Source organism: Kitasatospora gansuensis (assembly GCF_014203705.1).
Taxonomy (GTDB): Bacteria; Actinomycetota; Actinomycetes; order Streptomycetales; family Streptomycetaceae; genus Kitasatospora; species Kitasatospora gansuensis.
The window spans coordinates 1,897,112-1,917,725 of sequence record NZ_JACHJR010000001.1 but is presented as its reverse complement, the minus strand read 5'-3'; the positions used below and the strand labels follow the sequence as shown (position 1 = coordinate 1,917,725).

Here is a 20,614-nt window from a genome sequence, read left to right as displayed (position 1 = left end):
CACCCGGCCGCCCCGGAGGGCCTCCCCGTCACATGGCGGGGAGGCCCTCCGGCGTCCGGCGGAGTTGCGTGAGGGTGCGCACATCCGGCTTGTCAGGTCAGGGATCCGTGGCGGAGGATGGCCAGCGGACAGCGGTGCGCCGAATGGCGGATCTGCGCCACCAGGGGCGGTGGCGCAGGGCAGCCGCTGGGGGAAGGGAACAAGGTGCTGGACTCATTCGGCGTGCTCGGCCTGGGAAGGCCAGACGGTCAGGTGTACGCGGCTCTGGTGATAGCGCCGCAGTCGACGGCGGACGAGATCGCCACGCAGTGCGGCCTGACACTGCAACAGGGCCATGCCGCGCTCGACCGGCTGGCCGAGCAGGGCATGATCACCCGCGCCCCGGTGGACCGGGAGCGCTACCTCGCGGTCGCCCCCGACGTGGCCATCGGCACCCTGATCGGCCACCGCGAGGCCCAGCTGCGCAGCGCCCGGGCCGAGATGCACCGCCTGATGGACGCCTTCCGGGAGGCCTCCCGGTTCACCGACCCCGCGCACTCGGTCGAGGTCCTGACGGGTGGTGAGGCGATCGCCCAGCGGCTGGAGCACCTGGTCGAGACGGCCCAGTACCAGGTCCGCGGCTTCGACTGCCCGCCGTACATCCAGGACCCGATGGCCAACCTGCCGCGGCAGCGGCAGCGGCTCAAGGCCGGGGTGCGGTTCCGGACCGTTTTCGACAAGGAGGCGGTGGCCTGGCCGGGGCGGCTGGAGAAGGAGATCCTGGTCGGCGTCGCGGACGGCGAGGAGGCCCGGGTCAGGCCGGTGCTCCCGATGAAGCTGATGATGGCCGACGACCGGATGGCGATCATCCCGATCAGCGTCGGGGACTCGGTGCTGGACGCCGCGTACGTGATCCATCCGTCGGCGCTGCTGCAGGCCCTGGACGGGCTGTTCGAGGCGGAGTGGGAGCGGGCGGTGCCGCTGCAGGCGGCGATCGGGGACGGCGACGACGGGCTCGGGCCTGAGGACGACCAGCGCAAGCTGCTCGGGCTGCTGGCGGCGGGGCTCACCGACGAGTCGATCGCGCGGTCGCTGGGGTGGAGTGCGCGGACGACGCAGCGGCGGTTGCAGACGCTGATGCGGCAGCTGGGGGCGACCACGCGGTTCCAGGCGGGGATGGCGGCGCGCGAGAAGGGGTGGCTGTAGGCAGGGCGCTCCGCGGCTACGGTCCAGGGGCTCGGGGAACTGCGAAAGTGCCTGACCGCCTACGTACGGATCACCTTTTTTGAGGTTGGCGTCGCAGTTCCCCGAGCCCCTGGCGGGTGCCACCTGGGCGCTCTGCGGAAGCTCAGCTCCAGGGGAGGAGGGTGGCCCAGCGGCCGGTGGGGTCGCGTTGGAGCTTCTCCAGGCCGATCACCGCGGTGCGGTTGAGGCGGCCGTAGATGTGGGGGAAGCGGATGCCGGGGGTGGCGCCGGCCGGGGGTGCGCCGTTGGGGGGCTCCCATTTGATCATCGGCTCGACCAGCTTCTCCTCGATCAGCAGGGCCATCAGGGGATCCCGCGTGTCCCGGAAGAAGGCGTTGGCGACCGCGAGCAGGGTGGTCTCGTCGGCCGAGCAGTGGATGAAGCCGTCGGTCAGCAGGGAGGCGGCGGTGTACGGCCGTCCGGGGTCGCGCAGCCAGTCGTCCAGGGGTGCGAGATGGTAGATCATGGCTCCATTTTTACCGGAGTTGACGGCATTTCACCGGAGTTGACCGGGTGATCCGGGTTCAGAGGCCGGCCACCTTGGCCGTCGCCGAGACCTCGTAGACCAGGGTGACGGTGCGTCGGCCGCCCGGCGGGAGGGTGAGCTGCCAGCGGGCGATGCCGTCGGCGTCCAGGTCGTCGGGGGCGGGGGAGCAGAGTTCCTTGCGCAGTCGGACCTCCACCGCGGCGACCTCGGAGACCGGGATCCGCTCCCGGAGGGTGACCGGCTGGTCGGTGTGTTCGTCCGGACCGGCGAAGCGGGACAGGTGGAGTCGGACCGTCCGGGTCTGCACGGTGCGGGAGGACAGGGCGCCGGCGCTGCTTCGGGTCTCCTCGGTCTCCCGGAGCACCCGGTAGGCGTCGGAGCTGCCGAAGGAGAGCTCGGCGGGGGCGCCCGGGGCGGTGAACTCCAGCTCGGCGCGGCCGGTGAAGCCGCTGCCCAGCACCAGGTCGACCGGGCCGGCCAGCAGGGCGTGGCCGGCGGCGTTGGTGAACCGGGCGACCCGGGTGACCAGCGGGGAGAGCTCGGGGGCGCAGCTGTACTCGCTGGTGGCGGGGGTGCTGAAGACGGTCAGCGGCACCCGGTGCGAGCGGCCGTCGCGCGGGATCCGGGCGGGGGCGGGGGCGCGCAGCACCCGGACCTCGCCGCCGTCGTCCACTCCGGGCAGGCCGTCGGTGGCCGGTCCGGTGGAGCCGATCGCCTGCTCGCGCAGTTCGACCTCGACGGTGCGGCGCTCCTCAGTGGTGCGCGGACGGAGCGTCAGGACGTCCTCGGTGAGCCGGGGCGGCTCGCCCGCGAGGGCGGAGCGGGCGGTGGAGAGGGTGAGCTCGACTCCGGACCAGTCCTCGCCGGTGGCCTGCCAGACCACCGCCTCGGTCTCCAGGGTGAGTGCCCCGTCCTCGGCCAGGGTGGCCCGGTAGGCGGGGCGCCAGAGGGCGCACGGGGTGAGGTGGCTGACGGTCAGTCGGTTCGGGCCGCCGGGGGAGTCGACGGTCAGCTCCAGGAAGCCGAGCAGCTCGGGCTGCTCCCGCTCGCTCAGCTCCACCGCCGCCTCTGCCCGGGCGTGGTCCTCCTCGGCGATGATCAGCCGGGCGTCGGTGGCGCGCAGCCGCTCGCCGTACTCCTCGCGCTCGGCGTCCACCCGGTCCAGCTCGCGGGTCCAGCGGGCCGGTTCGGTCTCGCCCTGCCCGGCGCCCTCGGCGATCTCCCGGAGCAGATCGGTGGCGAGCTGGCCGAGCAGGGCCAGCCGGGCGGTCAGCCGGAGCCGTTCGGCGCCCAGCTCGGCCTGCTCCTGTTCCAGCGCGTGCACCCGGTGCCGGAGCTCGGAGTCCTGGTCGCCGGGCGGCTCGGGTGCGGGCGGGGTCCAGATCCGGGTGATCCGGGTGTCCAGCACGCTGCCGGTGGAGAGTTCGGCGCGCAGCGTGAGGTCGGCGGCCAGCGCGGTGACCGGGCCGAGGCGCAGCCGCTGGACGCCGGGCGCGAGGTCGAGCTCGACGGAGCGTTCGACCAGGGCCCGGTCCTCCAGGCAGGTGACGGCGGTGACGGGGAGCGGGGTCGTGGTGGTCATCAGTTCCTCCGGTCTCCGCCGTGCAGGGTCTGGGCGGCGGGGATGCGGATCTCGTAGCCGCCGTCCAGTTCGGCCCGGCCGTGGGCGGGCAGGTCGACCCGCCGGAGCCGGGTGCCGGGCGGGTAGTCCTCGGACGCTTCGTCAGGGGCGGACCAGCCGGGCCGTTCCTGGATCCTGACGTCCGGCTCGGCGGTCACCGGCACCCGCTCGCGGACCTCGACGGTGACCGGCCTGGCCAGCCGGTTGGCCAGCTCCAGGTGGACCCGGTGGTCGAGCACCAGGGTGTTGTTGCGCAGCCCCGCCGTGGACTCGTGCAGCTCGGTGCGGCGGGCCACCCGGACGCCCTCGGCCACCCCGAGCCCGAGCCGCCCGGTGGCGCCGGGGGCCAGCGTGGGCAGTGCGGCGGTGCGCAGGAAGTCGCCGTCCACCGAAACCTCGACCGGCCCGGCCAGCAGCGCCCGGTCGGTGGAGTTGGTGAGCAGCAGCGTGCCGTAGACGGTCTCCTCGACCGAGGGCACGCAGACGTACTCCGGCTCCACCGAGAGCGGGATCTCGCCGATGGTGACGGTGTGCCAGCCGCCGTCCGAGGGCAGGTCGACCCGGGCGGCGGTGTCGAAGCGCTGGTCGAAGGAGCCGGCCGAGCGGCGAGGCGGAACGGTGTGCGGGGGGAGCGCGGCGGTCGGGGCGGGCGCCGCGCGGTGCTGCCGGGGCGCGGGGGACAGCTGTCCCCGGCCCGGGCCGGTCGGGCCCCGCAGGGTCAGCGCGGCGTAGTCCAGCCAGCCGGCGCCGGGGTGCGGCGGGGCGGGCTCCGGCAGCGGTGGTGGCGGTCCGGCCGGTGCGAACGGGGCCGGGGCGGCCAGGCCGGCCATCGGCGGGGCGGCTGCGGGCGCGGGGGCGCCGCCGTAGCCCTGCGGGGCGGCGCCCGGGGCCGGCGGCATGACGTCCCGGGCCATCGAGGCGCGGGCCCGCAGGGGCGAGACGCTCTTGCGGTGCTGCACCTCCTCGTCGTCATCGCTCGCGGCGGCGGCGGACCCGACCGCGATCGGACCCCCCGGCCCGCCCGCGTACCGGGGCAGCGGGCGCGGCCCCGCCGCGTCGTACCCCGTGAACAGCTCGTCGAGACCGGGCGGGGCCTCCCGCCAGCCGGACGGGGCCGGGGCGGTCTGGCGGCGGCCGATCCGGACCGACTGCAGCTTGGGCAGGTCGGTACGGCGTTGCAGGTCGGCGGTGGAGAGACCGAGGCGGACGCCCGTCCAGTCCTCGCCCGTCCGCTGCGCCACCGAGGCCCGCAGCACCAGCTGCCCGCCGGGGTCGCCCTGACGGTGGCTCAGGCGGTAGGTGGGCACCCAGCGGGCGCCCGGGACGCCGTACTCCAGCTCCAGGTCCACGGCCTCGGCGGCCGGGCCGTCGGGGGTGAGGGTGAGGTCGGGGGTGAGGGTGAGCAGGACGGTCGCGGTGGTCGTGGTGGCGGCGGCGCGCTCGGTGTCGGCGGCCGAGTCCCACCGGTCCCGGGCGACCTGGACGGTGTGTTCGGCGAGCCGGGTCCGCTCGGTCAGCCGGGCCACCTCGGTCTGCAGCACGGTCAGCCGGGCGGCCACGAAGTCGGCCAGCTCCAGCCAGGCGTCGGCCGGGGTGCGGCGGTGCGGCTCGTCCCGGCGGCGGGGCGGCGGGACGGCGCGCAGGGCGGTCAGCTCGGCGATCCGCTCCTCGCCGCGGCGCTGGCGGTCGCGGGCGGCGTCGTACTCCCGCTGGGCCAGCTCCCAGGCGCGCTGCAGCGGCGCCCGGTCGGTGCGGAGTTCGGCCGCGTACTCGACCCGGGCCTCGGTCACCCGCCAGCCCGCGCCGTGCACGGTGGCCCGGACCGAGGACGGGTCCAGCGTCAGGGGCAGCCCGGTCAGCCGGACCTGCCCGTCGGCCGGTACCGCCCCGTGCGCCCGCCGTCGGCAGAGCGCCCCGGTGGCGTACACCACCACCTCGTCCAGTACCGACTCCACTCGGACCCCTTCCGCCTGCCTGGTCAGCGTCGCTCAGTCTGCCGGGCCGGACCGACGCTGTCAGCGGTTTTGCGGCCCGCGCGTCGCGCCGCCCGACACGCCGGGTGCGGTGGGGCGGCGGACCCGACCTGACAAGATCCGGACGGTGGCGGCCGCCGGGGCCTCCGGTGCGAGAGGATTGGCCCGACCCTGGCCCTACCGCCTTCAGGAGACGCATCCGTCATGCGCACAGTCGCCGTAGTCGGCACCGGACTGATCGGCACCTCCGCCGCGCTCGCCCTGACGGGGCGTGGGCTGCACGTGTATCTGGAGGACGCCGACCCGGACGCCGCCCGGACGGCGGAGTCGCTCGGCGCGGGGACCACCGAGGTGCCGGACGGGCCGGTGGACCTGGCGATCATCGCGGTGCCGCCCGCGCTGGTGGGGAAGGTGCTGGCGGACTGTCAGCGCCGGGGCCTGGCCCGCTGGTACACCGACGTGGCCAGCGTGAAGGCCGGGCCGAGCAACGAGGTGACCGCGCTCGGCTGCGACACCGTGAACTACATCGGCAGCCACCCGATGGCCGGCCGGGAGCGCTCGGGGCCGCTGGCGGCCAGGGCCGACCTGTTCGAGGGCCGCCCGTGGGTGCTCACCCCGACCGCGGACACCGACACCGAGACGCTGAACGCGGCGCTGGAGCTGGTCGCGCTCTGCGGGGCGATGCCGATCGTGATGGACGCCGCCGCGCACGACCGCGCGGTCGCGCTGGTCTCGCACGCGCCGCAGCTGTTCTCCTCGCTGGTCGCCGCCCGGCTGGAGCACGCGGACGAGACCGCCATAAGGCTCTCCGGCCAGGGCGTCCGGGACGTCACCCGGATCGCCGCCTCCAACCCCGCGATGTGGGTGGACATCCTGTCCGCCAACGCCGGTGTGGTGGCCGAGATCCTGGAGGAGCTGGCGGGCGACCTGACCGACACGGTCACCGCGCTGCGCGCCCTGCAGGCCAACGACGAGGGCGAACGGCGGGCCGGAGCGGCCGGGATCGAGGCCGTGATGCGCCGGGGCAACACCGGCCAGGCCCGGATCCCGGGCAAGCACGGCGCCCCGCCCACCCGGTACGAGACGGTCGCCGTGGTGCTGGGCGACCAGCCGGGCGAGCTGGGACGCCTGTTCGGCGAGGTCGGCCAGCTCGGGGTGAACATCGAGGACGTGGTCATCGAGCACTCCTCGGGACAGCAGGTCGGCTTCGTCCAGCTCGCGGTCGCGCCGTCGGCGGTCAAGCGGCTCACCGTCGCGCTGCGGGCGCAGGGCTGGAGCGTCCGGGACTGACCCACCGTCAGGGGCCCGGCCCGGCACGGCTCACAGCGCGCGGAGGAACTCCCGGACCGCCGCCGTGAAGCCGGCCGGGTCGCCCTCGTGCACGAAGTGGTCGGTCTCCAGCGTGACCAGCCGGGTGCCGGGGCGGCGCTCGGCCATCGCGGTGGCCTGCTCCTCGGACAGGCACGGGAACCGGTTGCCGCGCACCAGCAGGGCCGGGCAGTCGCTGCCGAGCCAGTCGGCCCAGTGGTCGCCGCGCACCTGCTCCTCGGAGCGCACGGTGTCCGCCGGGTGGAACGGCAGCCGCCAGCCGCCGTACGGGAGCTCACGGAGCCGGTGGCCGACCATCGGGGCCAACGGGCCGAGTGCGGCGACCAGCTCCTCCCGGGTCGGCGCCGTCCACGGCATCTTCAGGACGAAGGCCAGCGGGCTCGGCCCGGCCGGCAGCTCGGCCGGCCCCTCCTCGTTGACCACGGCACTGACCAGCTCGGGGTGCCTGGCCGCCAGCTGGTACGCCGTGATGCCGCCGCCGGAGTGCCCGAGCACCGGGACCGGACCGAGGTCGAGGTGCCGCAGCAGTGCCACCGCGTCGGCCAGGTAGCCCTCCCGGCTGTACTCGTCCGTCCGGTCCGAGTCGCCGTGCCCGCGCTGGTCCGGCGCGATCACCCGCCACTCCGGCCCCAGCTCCCGCGCCACCGCGGCGAAGCTGTGGCCCTCCGACACGTGCCCGTGCAGGGCGAGCAGCGGCCGGCCGGGTCCGCCGAAGTCGAGGTAGGACAGGCGGCGGCCCGCGAGGTCCAGCTCGGTGCGGGCGGGGGTGGTGGTCTCGATCACGGTCATGGGCATGGGGTGGCTCCTCCTCGATCGGTCTCGGACGACTTCAACTCTAGGGGAGATACATACGTTTGTCCAAGACTCTTGTCCAAGACCTCCGTCTAATACAAACGTATTGATTTTCGGGGGGTGGCCGGAGGGTAGCGAGGGGGGATGGCCGGAGGGCGGGTGGTGGGGGGCAGCTTGATTTTCGGGGGTCAGCTGGGGGTCGGAGGGTGGGGTCAGCTGGTGGGCCGGGCTTCGGCGCAGGTGGTGGAGTGGTCGGCCACCACGTCGCCGACCAGGGGGACGGCCGCCACCTCGGGGGAGCAGACGGCGCTGGTGGTGAGGCTCCAGCCGCCCGGGGCCTGGGCGACGTCGCCGATGGTGTTGTTGCTCGCGGCGTGGCCGGGGCCGGTGGCGGCGGTCAGGGCGGCGAGGGCGAGGACGGCGCCGGTGATCATTCGGTTCATGGCCGGTCCAACGAGAGCGGGCCCCGGCGGTCACCCGGCCGGGACTACGGCGCGGGTCGACTAACCTTGGTGTAGTCCCTGCCCAGATTCAGTAGAGAGGTTCGCCCCGTGGACACTGCCGACCGAGCGAACGCCCCGGTCGTCGTCGCCATCGACGGACCTTCCGGCTCCGGCAAGTCGACCGTCTCCCGGGCGGTCGCCGCCCGGCTCGGGCTGAGCTTCCTGGACACCGGCGCGATGTACCGCGCGATGACCTGGTGGATGCTGGCCAACGAGGTCGACGTCGACGACGCCGACGCGGTGGCCGTCGCCTGCGGCAAGCCGGTGATCGTCTCCGGTACGGACGCCGCCGGGCCGACCATCACGGTGGACGGCCAGGACGTCTCCGGACCGATCCGCGGTCAGCAGGTCACCTCGCAGGTCAGCGCGGTCGCCGCCGTCCCGCAGGTGCGGGCCCGGCTGGTCGAGCTCCAGCGCGGCTGCGCCGAGGTGGCCGAACGCGGCATCGTCGCCGAGGGCCGGGACATGGGCTCGGTGGTGTTCCCGGACGCCACCGTCAAGGTCTTCCTGACCGCCTCGGAGACCGCGCGCGCCGAGCGCCGGGCCGCCGAGCTGCGGGCCAAGGGCCTGGACGAGGCGACCATCACCGCGATGGCCGCCGACCTGGCCCGCCGGGACGCGGCCGACTCCTCCCGGGAGACCGCCCCGCTCACCCAGGCCGCCGACGCCGTCCTGGTGGACACCAGCGAGCTGACGCTGGAGCAGGTGATCGACACCATCTCCGGCCTGGTCGAGCAGCGGGCCGGGCTCTCCGCGGTCTGACGACCGCCCACACTCTCGCGTCCGCCGGAACGAACCGGCGGCTCGCACCGCGCTGCCCCCTCGGGGCAGGTACGCACGGCGCATCCCTGGGAAGGGACGGGCCGGGAAACGGAAGTACGGAAGCATGACGAACGACACCAACGGCGCGCTGGACGACGCCGACTACGCGGAGTTCCTGGCGCTGGCCGCCGAGGAGGGCTTCGAGGGCGAGGACCTCGAGGGCCTGAACGAGGGCCCGATGCCGGTGCTGGCCGTGGTCGGCCGGCCCAACGTCGGCAAGTCGACCCTGGTGAACCGCATCATCGGCCGCCGCGAGGCGGTCGTCGAGGACAAGCCCGGCGTCACCCGGGACCGGGTCAGCTACGAGGCGACCTGGAACGGCCGCCGGTTCAAGGTGCTGGACACCGGTGGCTGGGAGATCGACGTCCTGGGTCTGGACGCGATGGTCGCCGCGCAGGCCGAGCTCGGCATCGAGACCGCCGACGCGGTGCTCTTCGTGGTGGACGCCAACGTCGGGGCCACCGACACCGACGAGGCCCTGATCAAGATCATCCGGCGGGCCGGCAAGCCCACCGTGCTGTGCGCCAACAAGGTGGACGGCCAGTCCACCGAGGTCGAGGCCACCTACCTCTGGTCGCTCGGCCTGGGCGAGCCGTACCCCGTCTCGGCCCTGCACGGCCGCGGCTCCGGCGACCTGCTGGACGCCGTGATGGCCGCCCTGCCGGACGCCCCGCCGCAGACCTTCGGCGTCCCGACCGGCGGCCCCCGCCGGGTGGCGCTGATCGGCCGGCCGAACGTCGGCAAGTCCAGCCTGCTGAACAAGGTCGCCGGCGAGGAGCGGGTGGTCGTCAACGAGCTGGCCGGCACCACCCGTGACCCGGTCGACGAGATGATCGAACTCGGCGGCAAGACCTGGAAGTTCGTCGACACCGCCGGTATCCGCCGCCGGGTGCACCTGACCGCGGGCGCGGACTTCTACGCCTCGCTGCGCACCTCCGCCGCGCTGGAGAAGGCCGAGGTCGCGGTGGTCCTGGTGGACGCCAGCGAGACCCTCGCCGAGCAGGACACCCGGATCATCTCGATGGCCGTCGAGGCCGGCCGGGCCGTCGTGATCGCGTACAACAAGTGGGACCAGATCGACGAAGAGCGCCGCTATTACCTCGAGCGCGAGATCGAGAAGGACCTCGTCCAGGTCCAGTGGGCGCCCCGGGTCAACGTCTCGGCGAAGACCGGCCGCCACATGGAGAAGCTCGTCCCGGCGATCGAGACCGCGCTGGCGGGCTGGGAGACCCGGATCTCCACCGCCCGGCTGAACGCCTTCCTCGGCGAGCTGGTGGCCGGCCACCCGCACCCGATCCGGGGTGGCAAGCAGCCGCGCATCCTGTTCGGCACCCAGGCGGGCGTCAAGCCGCCGCGGTTCGTGCTGTTCGCCTCCGGCTTCCTGGAGGCGGGGTACCGCCGCTTCGTCGAGCGCCGCCTGCGGGAGGAGTTCGGGTTCGTCGGGACGCCGATCTCGATCTCCGTGCGGGTGCGGGAGAAGCGCAAGCGCACGAAGTAGTGGACATGCGGAAGGGGCCAGGCGGATTGCCTGGCCCCTTCCGCATGTCTCAGTACTGGGCCGGGGGCAGCGAGAGCATGCTGCGGTGGCGGCCGCCCACCGCCGGGGAGAGGTAGCCGGTGGCCACCCAGCCCTGGCCGGTGGTGGGGCTGGCGGACTGGGCCGGCATGAACTGCGGGGTGCCCTGGGCGTGACCCGGGTAGGTGTGGAAGGTCTGCTGCTGCGGCGGGTACTGCTCGGTCCGCCCGGCGGCGTACGGGTCACGGGTGGCGAAGCCGGTGAAGCGGAGGTCCTCCTCGCCGGCGCGGTCGCCGGGCAGGGCCCGGAAGAGGCGGCGGTACTCCGAGTACAGCGCGTCGTAGATCGGCGTCGGCGAGGTGGGGTTCTCCGCGTCGTACGACGGGCGCATGCCCGGGATGGGACGGCTCGTGGGCTGGCGGTGGGCGGCGGCGACCTCGTAGCTGTACACGTAGGACCCAACGAGTGAGAGTGGCAGGGGATGCGGCTCGGGCAGATGCTTCGGAAGGCGGGGGCTCGGGGAACGGCGACGGTTCGTGGCGGGCGGGTATCACTGCGAAAGTGCCTGACCACTTACGTACGGGTGACCTTTTTTGAGGTCGGCGTCGCCGTTCCCCGAGCCCCTGCCTTCCTAAGCGTGTGCCTCTCAGGTGCCGGCGAGGGGGAGGGAGGCGGCGACCAGGACGCCGCGGGTGGTGGCGCGGTCGAGGGCCTGGCGGAGGAGGTCTTCGCGGGGCTGGCGGCCGATGGTGCCGGCCGGGGCGGCATACATGGTGACGGCGGAGAGCTGGCGGGCGGCAGAGCGCCAGGCTTCGGTGACCTGGAGGGGCTGGTGGGCCTGCCACCAGGCGGCGTTGGTGCCGGCGGGGGTGGGGTGCAGGATCGCGTGCAGCTGGCCCATCGCCATCAGGACCGACCAGCCGGGGAGCGGGGCGGGGGCCTTGTTGACGTCCTCGACGAACTGGAAGCCCTGCTCGGTGAGCAGGTCGAGGAACTCGTCCTGGCCGCTGGTGTTACCGGGGCGGCCGACCGGGCCGGTCGGCTCGATCACCAGGGCGGCGTGGCCGGTGTCGCCGCAGAGCACCAGTCCGCAGGTGATGCCGAGGACGGCGGGCTGCCCGGTGCTGGAGACCGAGGGCTGCCCGGAGGCCGGCGCGGCCGGGGCCGGTGCGGGGGTGGGGAGGGCGGCGGCCGGGGGCTGGGACTGGCTGATGCTGCGGACGGCGCCGGCCAGCTGCTCCTCGGAGACCGGGACCACCTGGGAGGGGATGCAGCGGGAGTGGGCGAAGGCGAGCACCGCCGTCTCGTCGGCGACGAAGAGCACCGTGCTGGTGGCCTCCCGGCTGGAGTCGCCGGGGGTCCGGCAGGAGGTGCAGTCGTAGCTGTCGGGCGCGTGGGCGCCGGCGAGCAGGCTGTCTGCTTCGTCGTCGCCGATCTCGGCGCGGACCTCGTCGCTGACTTCGAGCATGCGCGGCACGGAGGACTCCTCGGTTGGTCGTGGGGGTGGCGCGGGCACACCCGATCGCCATTACCAACGGGCCGTTGTGGCTGGGGTCACGGGTCCGTGTGATCGTGACGGGATTTGCCGCCATTTCGACTGCGCCGGGTAGAGCACTGGTCGCAATCTGTCGACATTGTGCGCGAGGTCACAGAGCCTCGAAGGTGACCCAGGCCACCGGGGAGCGAGGTTTGATCATGGAAATGATGCCCAAAGCGGACATTAGGCCCACATTAGCTTGATCTTTACTGCCGGTAACGGTCGGCTGAGCTGGGGAAACCCGAAAACGTTTGGCGCAGGCTTATCCGGCTCGTAGCTTCGTAACCAGTGCAACGAGCACTACCCGGGTTCACCTCCCGGTGCACGGCCCGCCGGTTCCCACCGGTGCGGCAGGTGCCCACCAGCGTGACTCGTCCGTAAGGGCGGCGCAGGTGTGCGGGAGGTTGCCGGGGCGGCGCGCACGTCGTTTCAGAGACGTGCACGGCCGTCTTGCGGACGCGGCAGACGAAATCACGCTCTTCCGGGGCTTGGTTCCGCATGCCTGCCCGGGATTGTCGAGAGGATACTCATGACCTTCCGTAACGAGACCGCCGCTGCCACCACCGCCGTCAAGCGCAACCGCGTTCGACTGGCTGTCATGGGCGGCGCCGTTGCCGTCCTGCCCGTGGCCGGCCTCGTCACGGCCAACTCGGCCTCCGCTGCCTCCGTCTCCACCTGGGACAAGGTCGCGCAGTGCGAGTCCACCGGCGACTGGAGCATTGCCAACGGCAACGGCTTCTACGGTGGCCTGCAGTTCACCTCCAGCACCTGGGCCGCCTTCGGTGGCACCTCCTACGCCCCGCAGGCCAACCAGGCCAGCAAGGCTCAGCAGATCGCCGTCGCCGAGAAGGTGCTCGCCTCGCAGGGCCCCGGCGCCTGGCCGGTCTGCTCCGTCAAGGCCGGTCTGACCAAGGGCGGCGCCGCCGCCGACGTCGACACCTCGGCGGGCACCAGCTCCTCCAACAAGGCCTCGCGCTCCGAGACCCGCGCCCAGGCGCCGAAGAGCACCGCCACGGCCGCCCCGAAGGCCGAGACCAAGGCCGCCGCCGCCCCGAAGGCTGCCGCGCCGAAGGTCGAGACCAAGGCCGCTGCCCCGAAGGCCGCCACCCCCAAGGCCGAGACCAAGGCCCCCGCGGCCAAGTCCAACGGTGGCAACTACACCATCAAGAGCGGCGACACCCTGAGCAAGATCGCCGCCGACAAGGGCCTGGACTGGAAGACGGTCTACAGCAACAACGCCTCCGTCCTCGGTGGCAACCCGGACCTGATCTTCCCGGGCCAGGTCATCTCGCTCTGATCGCCGCCTGAGGCTCACCGAGCCGACCGCGCGTCACCTACGGCCGTCCCCTCCTTCGTGGAGGGGGCGGCCGTCGCGCGTTGTCGTCCGGACGGACCGGCCGTGGTGCCGGGCGGCCGGGGCCGTGCCTTCATGAGGCCATGCGACCGATACTGCTGCCGACCCTCGCCACCGCTCTGCTGACCGCCGCCGTCCTGGTGCCGGTCACCGTGCCCGCCGCTGCCGCCGGCTCTGTGCCGGACGCCACCTGGGAGCGGCTGGCCCGCTGCGAGAGCGACGGCGACTGGCACGCCGACACCGGCAACGGCTTCTACGGCGGGCTGCAGATCTGGCCGCCGAGCTGGCAGGAGGCGGGCGGCCTCCGGTTCGCCGACCGGCCGGACCGGGCACCGCGCCGGCACCAGATCACCGTGGCGGAGGAGATCCGCCGGCAGCAGGGCTGGGGGGCGTGGGGGCACTGCGCCCGGGAGCTCGGCCTGCTCCGCTGACCTGGCGGGGTCGGGGCGGGACTGTGTCGGCACCGGCCGGCCCGTCGGCGTCGGCTGCCAGGATGGAGGCATGGAACTCTTCCCGCGCGAGCGGGCCGACCCCGCGCCGGGGGTGGTGCACCTGCCGGACTGGCTGAGCCCCGCCGAGCAGCGCGAGCTGGTCGCGGCCTGCCGGGAGTGGGCCCGCCCGCCGGCCGGGATGCGGACCGTACGGATGCCGAACGGGGGCGAGATGTCGGTCCGCTCGCTCTCGCTGGGCTGGCACTGGTACCCGTACCGCTACGTCCGGACGGTGGAGGACGGCGACGGTTCGCCGGTCAAGCCGTTCCCGCCGGTGCTGGGCGAGCTGGCCCGGCGGGCGCTGGCCGACGCGTACGGGCCCGAGCCGACCGGGATCGCGGGCACGGCCGACTACCGGCCGGACATCGGGGTGGTGAACCACTACGCGCACGGTGCGCACATGGGGCTGCACCAGGACAAGGACGAGCGGGTCGACGCGCCGGTGGTCTCGCTCTCGATCGGTGACGGCTGCGTCTTCCGGCTCGGCAACACCGAGACCAGGACCAGGCCGTGGACCGACCTCGAACTGCGCAGCGGCGACCTGCTGGTCTTCGGCGGCCCGATGCGTTTCGCGTACCACGGGGTGCCGCGCACCCACCCGAGGACGGCCGATCCGGCGCTCGGTCTGGTCGGGCGGCTGAATATCACGATCCGTCAGTCCGGCTTGGTTTAGTGCCGGGTCGGTGACGGTTCATCGACAGGGATCGCTTGCGGAGGGTCTCATTCACTAGGGTGTCGCCGACAGTTGACCGAGAGCGGCCGATTCGTGGGGGCGGAACCTTGTCATCGCAACTGAACGTGGATCCAGCGGAGCTGGACAGCGCGGCCAAGGTGGTCACCGACCTCAACGGCGAACTCAGGCCGGTCTCCGACCGGGCGGTCAAGGACGCCGACGAGGCCTCCTCCTCCACCGCGGGCTGGTCGGTCTCCGCCCAGCTGGGCCAGGTCGCGGACAGCTGGCGCAAGGCGCTGACCGATCTGCACCGGTCGATGGACGACAACGCGGAAGCGCTGCGCAGCACGGCCGGACAGCACCGCGGCACCGATCAGCTGGTGGCCGCCTCGATGACTCGGGTGGGCTAGTCGGATGGCCAGCAGCTACGCGCTCCTGATGAAGCAGAACTTCGGTGACCTGGAGGCCGCCGCGGCCTCCTGGCGCAAGCTCGGCGAGGGCAGCGGTGACGCCCAGTCACGTCACCGCGGTCAGGTGTCCGGCGCGCTGCGCCGGTCGGGCTGGGCCGGCGACGACGCCAACGCGGCGTACGGGAAGCTGGAGCGGGCCGAGGAGCAGCTCGGCATCGTGAACGCCGAGGCGATGGCGATCGCGGTCACCATCGACACCGTGCACCAGCGGATGTCCGCCGCCCAGCAGGAGCTGCGGGCCGCCGTCTCGGAGGCGGAGGGCAACAACTACCGGGTGGACGACGACGGTTGGGTCACCGGGCCGCAGCTGGACCCGGTGGAGCGGCACGACCCGGACGCGCAGGAGATCAACCGTCAGCAGAACGCCCGGCTGGGCGAGTTCAGGCAGCGGATCGAGGAGGCGGTGCGCAAGGCCGAGCAGGCCAGCGCCGACGGAGCCGCCTCGCTGGGCCAGTTGAACGGTGACGTGGTCAACGCCGACAGCGCCAAGGCCCAGGCGGAGGTCGCCAACGACGTGGCCGGGATGCGGTCCTCGCTCGGGCTGGCCTCGGTGGTGCCGAACCACGACAACCCGGCGGACAACGCCAAGTGGTGGAACTCGCTGACCCAGGCGCAGCAGCGCGAGTACCTGGCGCTCTACCCGGCCGAGGTCGGCAACCGGAACGGCATCCCGAGCCACGTCCGGGACGTGGCCAACCGGGCCCAGCTGGAGCAGCAGTTGGACCTGGCCAGGAACGACACCTCCGAGGACGGCCGGAAGCGGCTCGGGGCACTGCAGAAGCTCCGCGACCGGCTGGAGTCCGAGGATCGTGACCCGAAGGGCCCCGAGGTGCTGCTGCTCGGGCTGGACCCGAAGGACGACGGCCAGGCGATCGTGGCCTTCGGCAACCCGGACACCGCGAAGAACACCGCCGTCTACATCCCGGGCACCACGGCCGAGTTGGACGGGATCGGCGGCGACCTGAACCGGATGAAGGACCTGCAGGCGGCGTCGGACCAGTACGGCAAGCCCGGGGACACCGCCACGATCATGTGGCTGGGCTACGACGCGCCCGACTCGGTGGTGAAGGACGCCCCCTTCGACAACTACGCGGAGGACGGCGCTCCCAAGCTGGACCGGTACGTGGACAGCCTCGGTGTCACGCACGACGGCGGTCCGCGCCACACCTCGGTGATCGGCCACAGCTATGGTTCGGTCGTGGTCGGAGAAGCGGCGAAGAACGGGAACGGTCTGGCGGCGGACGAGATCATCGTCGCGGGCAGTCCGGGCATGCACGTCCAGCACGCCAAGGACCTGAACATCGACCCCAAGCACGTCTGGGCGGCCGAGGCGGACGGCGACCCGGTCCCGAATCTCGGGGTGCTCAAGCACGGCCGGGGTGGCTGGTTCGACTTCCCCAACACGCCGACCTCGGACGACTTCGGGGCCAATCGGATCACCACCGACGGGAACCACGGCCACAGCGAGTACTGGAACAACAACGGCAAGCCGCACAGTGCGTTGGGCAACCAGGCCGCGATCATCACCGGCAACTACGACAAGGTCGGCCTGGAGAATTGAGCATCCTGACGAGATTCGGGACGGTGGCCACCGCCGTCCTGGCACTGACCCTGCTGACCTCCTGCGGGCTCACCGCGGACTCCACGAAGGACAAGTCGTTGCGCATCGCCACCGAGGACCAGATCAGGGCAGAGCTCAAGCAGGCCTCCGACCGGGCGTACCAGGCGCTGGGGGTGAAGGGCCGGCTCGGCCAGAGCGAGACCGTCAACTTCTCCGGCTGCGAGGACCACGGTGGCCCCAAGGGCGCCCGGGACGCCATCCACTTCTGGCAGGTGGACGACCTGGACGCGGCTGAGCTGAATCCGGCGGTCGAGCGCCTGCAGAAGTGGCTCAAGGACGAGGGCTGGGGTGGTCTCGGCGACCAGTGGGACGCGAGCAAGGTGGACCACGAGGTCTGGGGCAAGAATCCGGAGAAGACCGTCGCGGTGTGGGCGCAGTCGTTCCGTCCGATGAATCGGATCATCTTCCGGGTCAGTGCCTCCTGCTTCCAGCCGCCGGCTTCGTGAGGCAGATCACACAGGTGTCGCGACCGGGGCGTTTTCGGTAACGGTGCGGGTTTCGTTGCACCGGCGATCATGACATGCGCCTCGGATTACAAGGCAATATTGCGTTAACGCTGAGCAATCTTTGGTGAATGGCGGAATTTGCCCGCTTGATCCATGTCACGGTTCGTCACCCATAAGCCTCTGAGCTGCGGAAACAGTTCAACGTACGGTTCGAGCATGGTTCAGCTCGACTCCCGCCCGAAGGCCGCCGCTCCGGCGGCCGGAGCGGACGCCAACGACGGTGTCCGCTCCAAGGGCCTCAACAGCAACTCGGTCGGCCTGCTCGGGAACTCCGTCATCGGCGTCTCGACGGTGGCCCCGGTCTACTGCCTGACCACCACGCTCGGCACCACGGTGGCGGCGGTCGGGCTGCAGATGCCCGCGCTCTTCCTGGCCGGCTTCCTGCCGATGATGCTGGTGGCGTTCGCGTACCGGGAACTCAACAAGGCCGTCCCGGACAGTGGCACCTCCTTCACCTGGACGGTCAAGGCCTTCGGGCCGCACGTCGGCTGGATGTGCGGCTGGGGGCTGGTGGTGGCCACCATCATCGTGCTGTCGAATCTCGCGGGGGTGGCCACGGAGTACTTCTACCTGCTGCTCGGCGAGGCCACCGGCAGCGAGTGGATCACCGGGCTGAACGACGACAAGCTGGTGCACGTCCTGACCTGCCTGACGCTGATCGCGCTGGCGACGGCGATCAGCTACCGGGGCATGACGGCCACCAAGGGCGTGCAGTACGCCCTGGTGGGGCTGCAGCTCGCGGTGCTCGGCGTCTTCGCGGTGATGGCGATCGGCAAGGCGGTCGCCGGTGACGCGCCGGGCTCGCTGGACTTCTCCTGGAGCTGGCTCGACCCGTTCCAGGCCGACTCGTTCTCCGCCTTCGTGGCCGGCCTGTCGCTCTCGCTCTTCATGTACTGGGGCTGGGACGCCTGCCTGAGCGCCAACGAGGAGACCGGCGGCAGCGAGAAGACCCCGGGCCGGGCCGCCGTGCTGGCGATGGTCGTGCTGGTCGGCTCGTACCTGTTCACCGCCGTCGCCGTCCAGATGTACGCGGGCGTCGGCAGCACCGGCACCGGGCTGGGCAACAAGGAGACCTCCTCGAACGTCTTCGCCGCGCTGGCCGGTCCGGTGATGGGGCCGACGCTGGGCATCCTGCTGTTCGTCGCGGTGCTCGCCTCGGCGGCCGCCAGCCTGCAGACCACCTTCATCCCGGTCAGCCGGACGGTGCTGGCGATGAGCGTCTACGAGGCGCTGCCGCCGTCCTTCACCGAGGTCAACGAGAAGTACCGGACCCCGGGCCGGGCGATCGTCACGGCGGGCGTCGGGACCGGCGTCTTCTACACCGTGATGACCCTGGTCAGCGAGAACGTCCTCTCGGACACCATCGCCGCGCTGACCCTGATGATCTGCTTCTACTACTCACTGACCGCCTTCGCCTGCGCCTGGTACTTCCGCCGGGACTTCGGCAGGTCGGTCCGGGACGCGCTGCTCAAGGTGGTCTTCCCGCTGGTCGGCGGGCTGACCCTGGCCGGCATCTTCGCGCAGAGCCTGCGCGACATGATCAAGCCCGACTACGGCCAGGGCAGCTCGGTCTTCGGCGTCGGCTCGGTATTCGTGATCGGTGTCGGCGTGCTGGCCCTCGGCCTGGTGGTGATGGCCGTGATGATGCGGCGCAGCCCGGCCTTCTTCCGCGGTGAGGTGCTCACCCGGGAGACCCCGGCGCTGGTGCTGCCGGAGTAGCGGACATGCGGAAGGCGGCCATCCCGTACGGGGTGGCCGCCTTCGTCGTACCGTCAGACGTCCGTGAGCGTCGGCATCGGGCCCTCGGTGCGGGCCAGGTCGATGACGGAGAAGTTGGCGCCCTGCGGGTCCGTCAGCGCGGCGAACCGGCCGAACGGGCTGTCCATCGGGCCGAACTGGAGCTTGCCGCCGAGCTCGGTGGCCTTGGCGACCGCCGCGTCGCAGTCCGGCACCGCGAAGTAGACGTTCAGCCAGGACGGCACGCCGGCCGGGAAGTCCTCGCCCATCTCCATCCGGCCCAGGACGGGGCCGGCCGCCAGGTTGTAGGTGCGGAAGTCCATCTGGGGGTCCGCCATCGCCTGCACCTTGTAGGGGAAGACCGCGGGGTAGAAGGCGTCCACCTCGGCGGGCTTGCGGGTGAAGACCTCGGCCCAGCTGAACGCGCCGGGCTCGTTGAGCTTCTCGAAGCCCTCGTGCTGGCCGCCCTGCCAGACGCCGAAGACCGCGCCGCCCGGGTCGGCCGCGATCAGCATCGAGCCGAAGTCACCGACCTGCATCGGCTCCATCAGCACGGTGCCGCCGGCCGCCTTGATCTTCGCCGCGGTGGCCTTCACGTCCGGCGAGGCGAGGTACAGGCACCAGGCGGAGTGGCCCTCCGACCCCGGCATCGGCGGGACCACGGCGGCCACCGCCTTGCCGTCGGAGTAGGCCTGGGTGTAGTTGCCGAACTCGGACGACGCCTCGCCGAACGTCCAGCCCAGCACCGCGCTGTAGAAGGTCTTGGCGCCCTCGACGTCGGCGAACATCGCGTCGGTCCAGCACGGCGTTCCTTCAGCGTACGCAGCCATGATCATGACCTCTCTCTGCCTCGGATGCGCTCCTCCGTCACCCTAAGCAGGGCCGCCCGGCACCCGCGCGCTCAGCGGGCCGTCAGTGAGCGGTGAGCGTCCCGGGTGCTTCGAACTCCGCCCGGGCGGCGAGGTCACATCACGCGCCGGCGCTCCCTTCAAGCTCGATCGTCCAGCTAGGGGCCGTCGGCACCCGCGTGCGAGGCGGCCGGGCCCGGTGCAGTGCCGGACCCGGCCGGGAGGCATCGGGGCGGTCAGAGTTAGGTGCTCGGCGCCAGCGTGGAGCCGACGTGCTCAGCACGGTGCTGTGCTTGAAGAGCTGCTCTCTCCGCAGTCAGTTTCCGGTGAAAGCTCAGCAGCCAGGCTGGCGGCCGATGGAAGATCTCGATCAGGTCCCCGACATTCCGCACGTCGAGGCGTTGCCTTGCGGCGGTTACAGGAGAGATCTGCAGAGAACGGGCCACGACCCCAGGTTTCAGCGGTGTGGCGGCGGGCCAGGAGAGAAGCGCGGCAGCTTTGGGGGACACCAGCATGCCTGCGTGGGGAGCAAGCCCTGGAAGCCGGCCGGGACGATTCGAGTGAGGCTGAGATCCCGCTCCGCTGGTGGAAACCTCGGGCATGTAGGCAGGTGAGCGCTGTGGCCGAGGAACTGTCGCAGAAGGCAGCTGATGCTCGCCGACCTGCCGGGCGTAGTTGGCTGCGCGCACCTGGGCGAGCTTTTGGTGGAGCTGGAGGAGCCAGTCAGGGGGGTTGCTGAAGACAGCCCTGAGTTCTCCCACTGACCTGATGAAAAGCCCCTTGTCGGACAATGTGGGCAGTGCGAGTTGAAGCGCCTGCTCGACTTCCAGTCCGGTCAGCGGGGTGGGGTGAGGCCGCGCCAGGATGGCACGCGCCTTCGGGGACATCAGGAGTCCGCCCGCCTGCCCTTCTGGAGGTAGCAGCGATGGTCGCTGGTTTGGCAGCGTTTCCTGCTGTTGCCGCGCCAAGTGGAGCAGCCTTTCGGCAACGTCTGCGGGAATATGCTCCCACCGGGGCTGTGGGAGATGGTTGGGAAGAGCCCGCAGTGCCTCGTAATGGAACGGCAGCCGCCGTCCTTGACGTACCGCCATCTCGGCTGCGAGCCGTGCA

The 20,614-nt window shown here is 72.1% G+C and carries 19 protein-coding genes; 11 read left to right on the top strand and 8 right to left on the bottom strand.

Annotated elements, in window-relative coordinates; genetic code table 11:
- Positions 1–204: 204 nt before the first annotated feature.
- Positions 205–1,185, top strand: a complete 981-nt coding sequence (locus F4556_RS08455; protein WP_184913033.1) for a helix-turn-helix domain-containing protein — start codon at positions 205–207, stop codon at positions 1,183–1,185.
- A gap of 142 nt (positions 1,186–1,327) precedes the next feature.
- Here F4556_RS08455 and F4556_RS08450 read toward each other — a convergent pair whose 3' ends face one another.
- Genes F4556_RS08450 through F4556_RS08440 form a run of 3 tightly spaced genes read right to left on the bottom strand, consistent with a single transcriptional unit; the run spans position 1,328 to position 5,287 of the window.
- Entirely contained in the window at positions 1,328–1,690 is a 363-nt protein-coding gene (locus F4556_RS08450; protein ID WP_184913031.1) for a DUF952 domain-containing protein, read from the bottom strand.
- 58 nt (positions 1,691–1,748) lie between these two features.
- The gene (locus F4556_RS08445; protein ID WP_184913030.1) at positions 1,749–3,293 is read right to left on the bottom strand and encodes a DUF4139 domain-containing protein; all 1,545 of its coding nucleotides are present in this window, start codon (positions 3,291–3,293) and stop codon (positions 1,749–1,751) included.
- The gene (locus F4556_RS08440) at positions 3,293–5,287 is read right to left on the bottom strand and encodes a DUF4139 domain-containing protein (RefSeq protein WP_313068211.1); all 1,995 of its coding nucleotides are present in this window, start codon (positions 5,285–5,287) and stop codon (positions 3,293–3,295) included. Before F4556_RS08440 ends, F4556_RS08445 begins: the two co-directional genes overlap by 1 nt.
- 222 nt (positions 5,288–5,509) lie before the next feature.
- On the opposite strand from F4556_RS08440, the gene F4556_RS08435 reads away from it, so the two are divergent.
- Positions 5,510–6,595 carry a prephenate dehydrogenase gene (locus tag F4556_RS08435; RefSeq protein WP_184913027.1) on the top strand — a complete coding sequence of 362 codons (1,086 nt, stop codon included), beginning with the start codon at positions 5,510–5,512 and terminating at the stop codon, positions 6,593–6,595.
- A 30-nt stretch (positions 6,596–6,625) separates the two neighbouring features.
- Here the strand turns inward: F4556_RS08435 and F4556_RS08430 are convergent, their stop codons facing one another.
- Entirely contained in the window at positions 6,626–7,429 is an 804-nt protein-coding gene (locus tag F4556_RS08430; RefSeq protein WP_184913025.1) for an alpha/beta fold hydrolase, read from the bottom strand.
- Between the two features lie 209 nt (positions 7,430–7,638).
- Positions 7,639–7,869 (bottom strand): hypothetical protein, encoded by a 231-nt coding sequence (locus tag F4556_RS08425; RefSeq protein WP_184913024.1) that lies wholly within the window; start codon positions 7,867–7,869, stop codon positions 7,639–7,641.
- A 108-nt stretch (positions 7,870–7,977) separates the two neighbouring features.
- On the opposite strand from F4556_RS08425, the gene cmk reads away from it, so the two are divergent.
- On the top strand, positions 7,978–8,691 hold the full coding sequence (gene cmk, locus F4556_RS08420; protein ID WP_184913022.1) for a (d)CMP kinase: 714 nt from the start codon (positions 7,978–7,980) through the stop codon (positions 8,689–8,691).
- 124 nt (positions 8,692–8,815) lie between these two features.
- The gene (gene der / locus F4556_RS08415) at positions 8,816–10,249 is read left to right on the top strand and encodes a ribosome biogenesis GTPase Der (protein ID WP_184913021.1); all 1,434 of its coding nucleotides are present in this window, start codon (positions 8,816–8,818) and stop codon (positions 10,247–10,249) included.
- Between the two features lie 49 nt (positions 10,250–10,298).
- On the opposite strand, the gene F4556_RS08410 is transcribed toward der, so the two are convergent.
- Both F4556_RS08410 and F4556_RS08405 read right to left on the bottom strand, forming a co-directional pair.
- Positions 10,299–10,718 (bottom strand): hypothetical protein, encoded by a 420-nt coding sequence (locus F4556_RS08410; RefSeq protein ID WP_184925807.1) that lies wholly within the window; start codon positions 10,716–10,718, stop codon positions 10,299–10,301.
- Between the two features lie 195 nt (positions 10,719–10,913).
- Positions 10,914–11,744 carry a DUF8842 C-terminal domain-containing protein gene (locus tag F4556_RS08405; protein WP_184913019.1) on the bottom strand — a complete coding sequence of 277 codons (831 nt, stop codon included), beginning with the start codon at positions 11,742–11,744 and terminating at the stop codon, positions 10,914–10,916.
- A gap of 589 nt (positions 11,745–12,333) precedes the next feature.
- Between F4556_RS08405 and F4556_RS08400 the strand changes: the two genes are divergently transcribed.
- The 7 genes from F4556_RS08400 (at position 12,334) to F4556_RS08370 (ending at position 18,638) form a co-directional block, all read left to right on the top strand.
- A complete protein-coding gene (locus F4556_RS08400; protein WP_184913017.1) occupies positions 12,334–13,101 on the top strand; it encodes a LysM peptidoglycan-binding domain-containing protein in 768 nt (255 codons plus the stop codon).
- A 140-nt stretch (positions 13,102–13,241) separates the two neighbouring features.
- Positions 13,242–13,589: a transglycosylase family protein gene (locus tag F4556_RS08395; protein ID WP_184913016.1), complete on the top strand. Its 348-nt coding sequence runs from the start codon at positions 13,242–13,244 to the stop codon at positions 13,587–13,589.
- 70 nt (positions 13,590–13,659) lie between these two features.
- Positions 13,660–14,322 carry an alpha-ketoglutarate-dependent dioxygenase AlkB family protein gene (locus F4556_RS08390; protein ID WP_184913014.1) on the top strand — a complete coding sequence of 221 codons (663 nt, stop codon included), beginning with the start codon at positions 13,660–13,662 and terminating at the stop codon, positions 14,320–14,322.
- A gap of 107 nt (positions 14,323–14,429) precedes the next feature.
- Complete coding sequence (locus tag F4556_RS08385) at positions 14,430–14,732, top strand: WXG100 family type VII secretion target (protein WP_184913012.1); 303 nt, start codon at positions 14,430–14,432, stop codon at positions 14,730–14,732.
- Positions 14,733–14,736: 4 nt separating this feature from the next.
- Positions 14,737–16,353, top strand: coding sequence for an alpha/beta hydrolase (locus F4556_RS08380; protein ID WP_184913010.1), 1,617 nt, complete (start codon positions 14,737–14,739; stop codon positions 16,351–16,353).
- 23 nt (positions 16,354–16,376) lie between these two features.
- The gene (locus tag F4556_RS08375) at positions 16,377–16,859 is read left to right on the top strand and encodes a hypothetical protein (protein ID WP_184913008.1); all 483 of its coding nucleotides are present in this window, start codon (positions 16,377–16,379) and stop codon (positions 16,857–16,859) included.
- Between the two features lie 216 nt (positions 16,860–17,075).
- A complete protein-coding gene (locus F4556_RS08370; RefSeq protein WP_184913006.1) occupies positions 17,076–18,638 on the top strand; it encodes an APC family permease in 1,563 nt (520 codons plus the stop codon).
- Positions 18,639–18,691: 53 nt separating this feature from the next.
- On the opposite strand, the gene F4556_RS08365 is transcribed toward F4556_RS08370, so the two are convergent.
- Positions 18,692–19,486, bottom strand: a complete 795-nt coding sequence (locus F4556_RS08365) for a VOC family protein (protein ID WP_184913005.1) — start codon at positions 19,484–19,486, stop codon at positions 18,692–18,694.
- Positions 19,487–20,614: the final 1,128 nt, after the last annotated feature.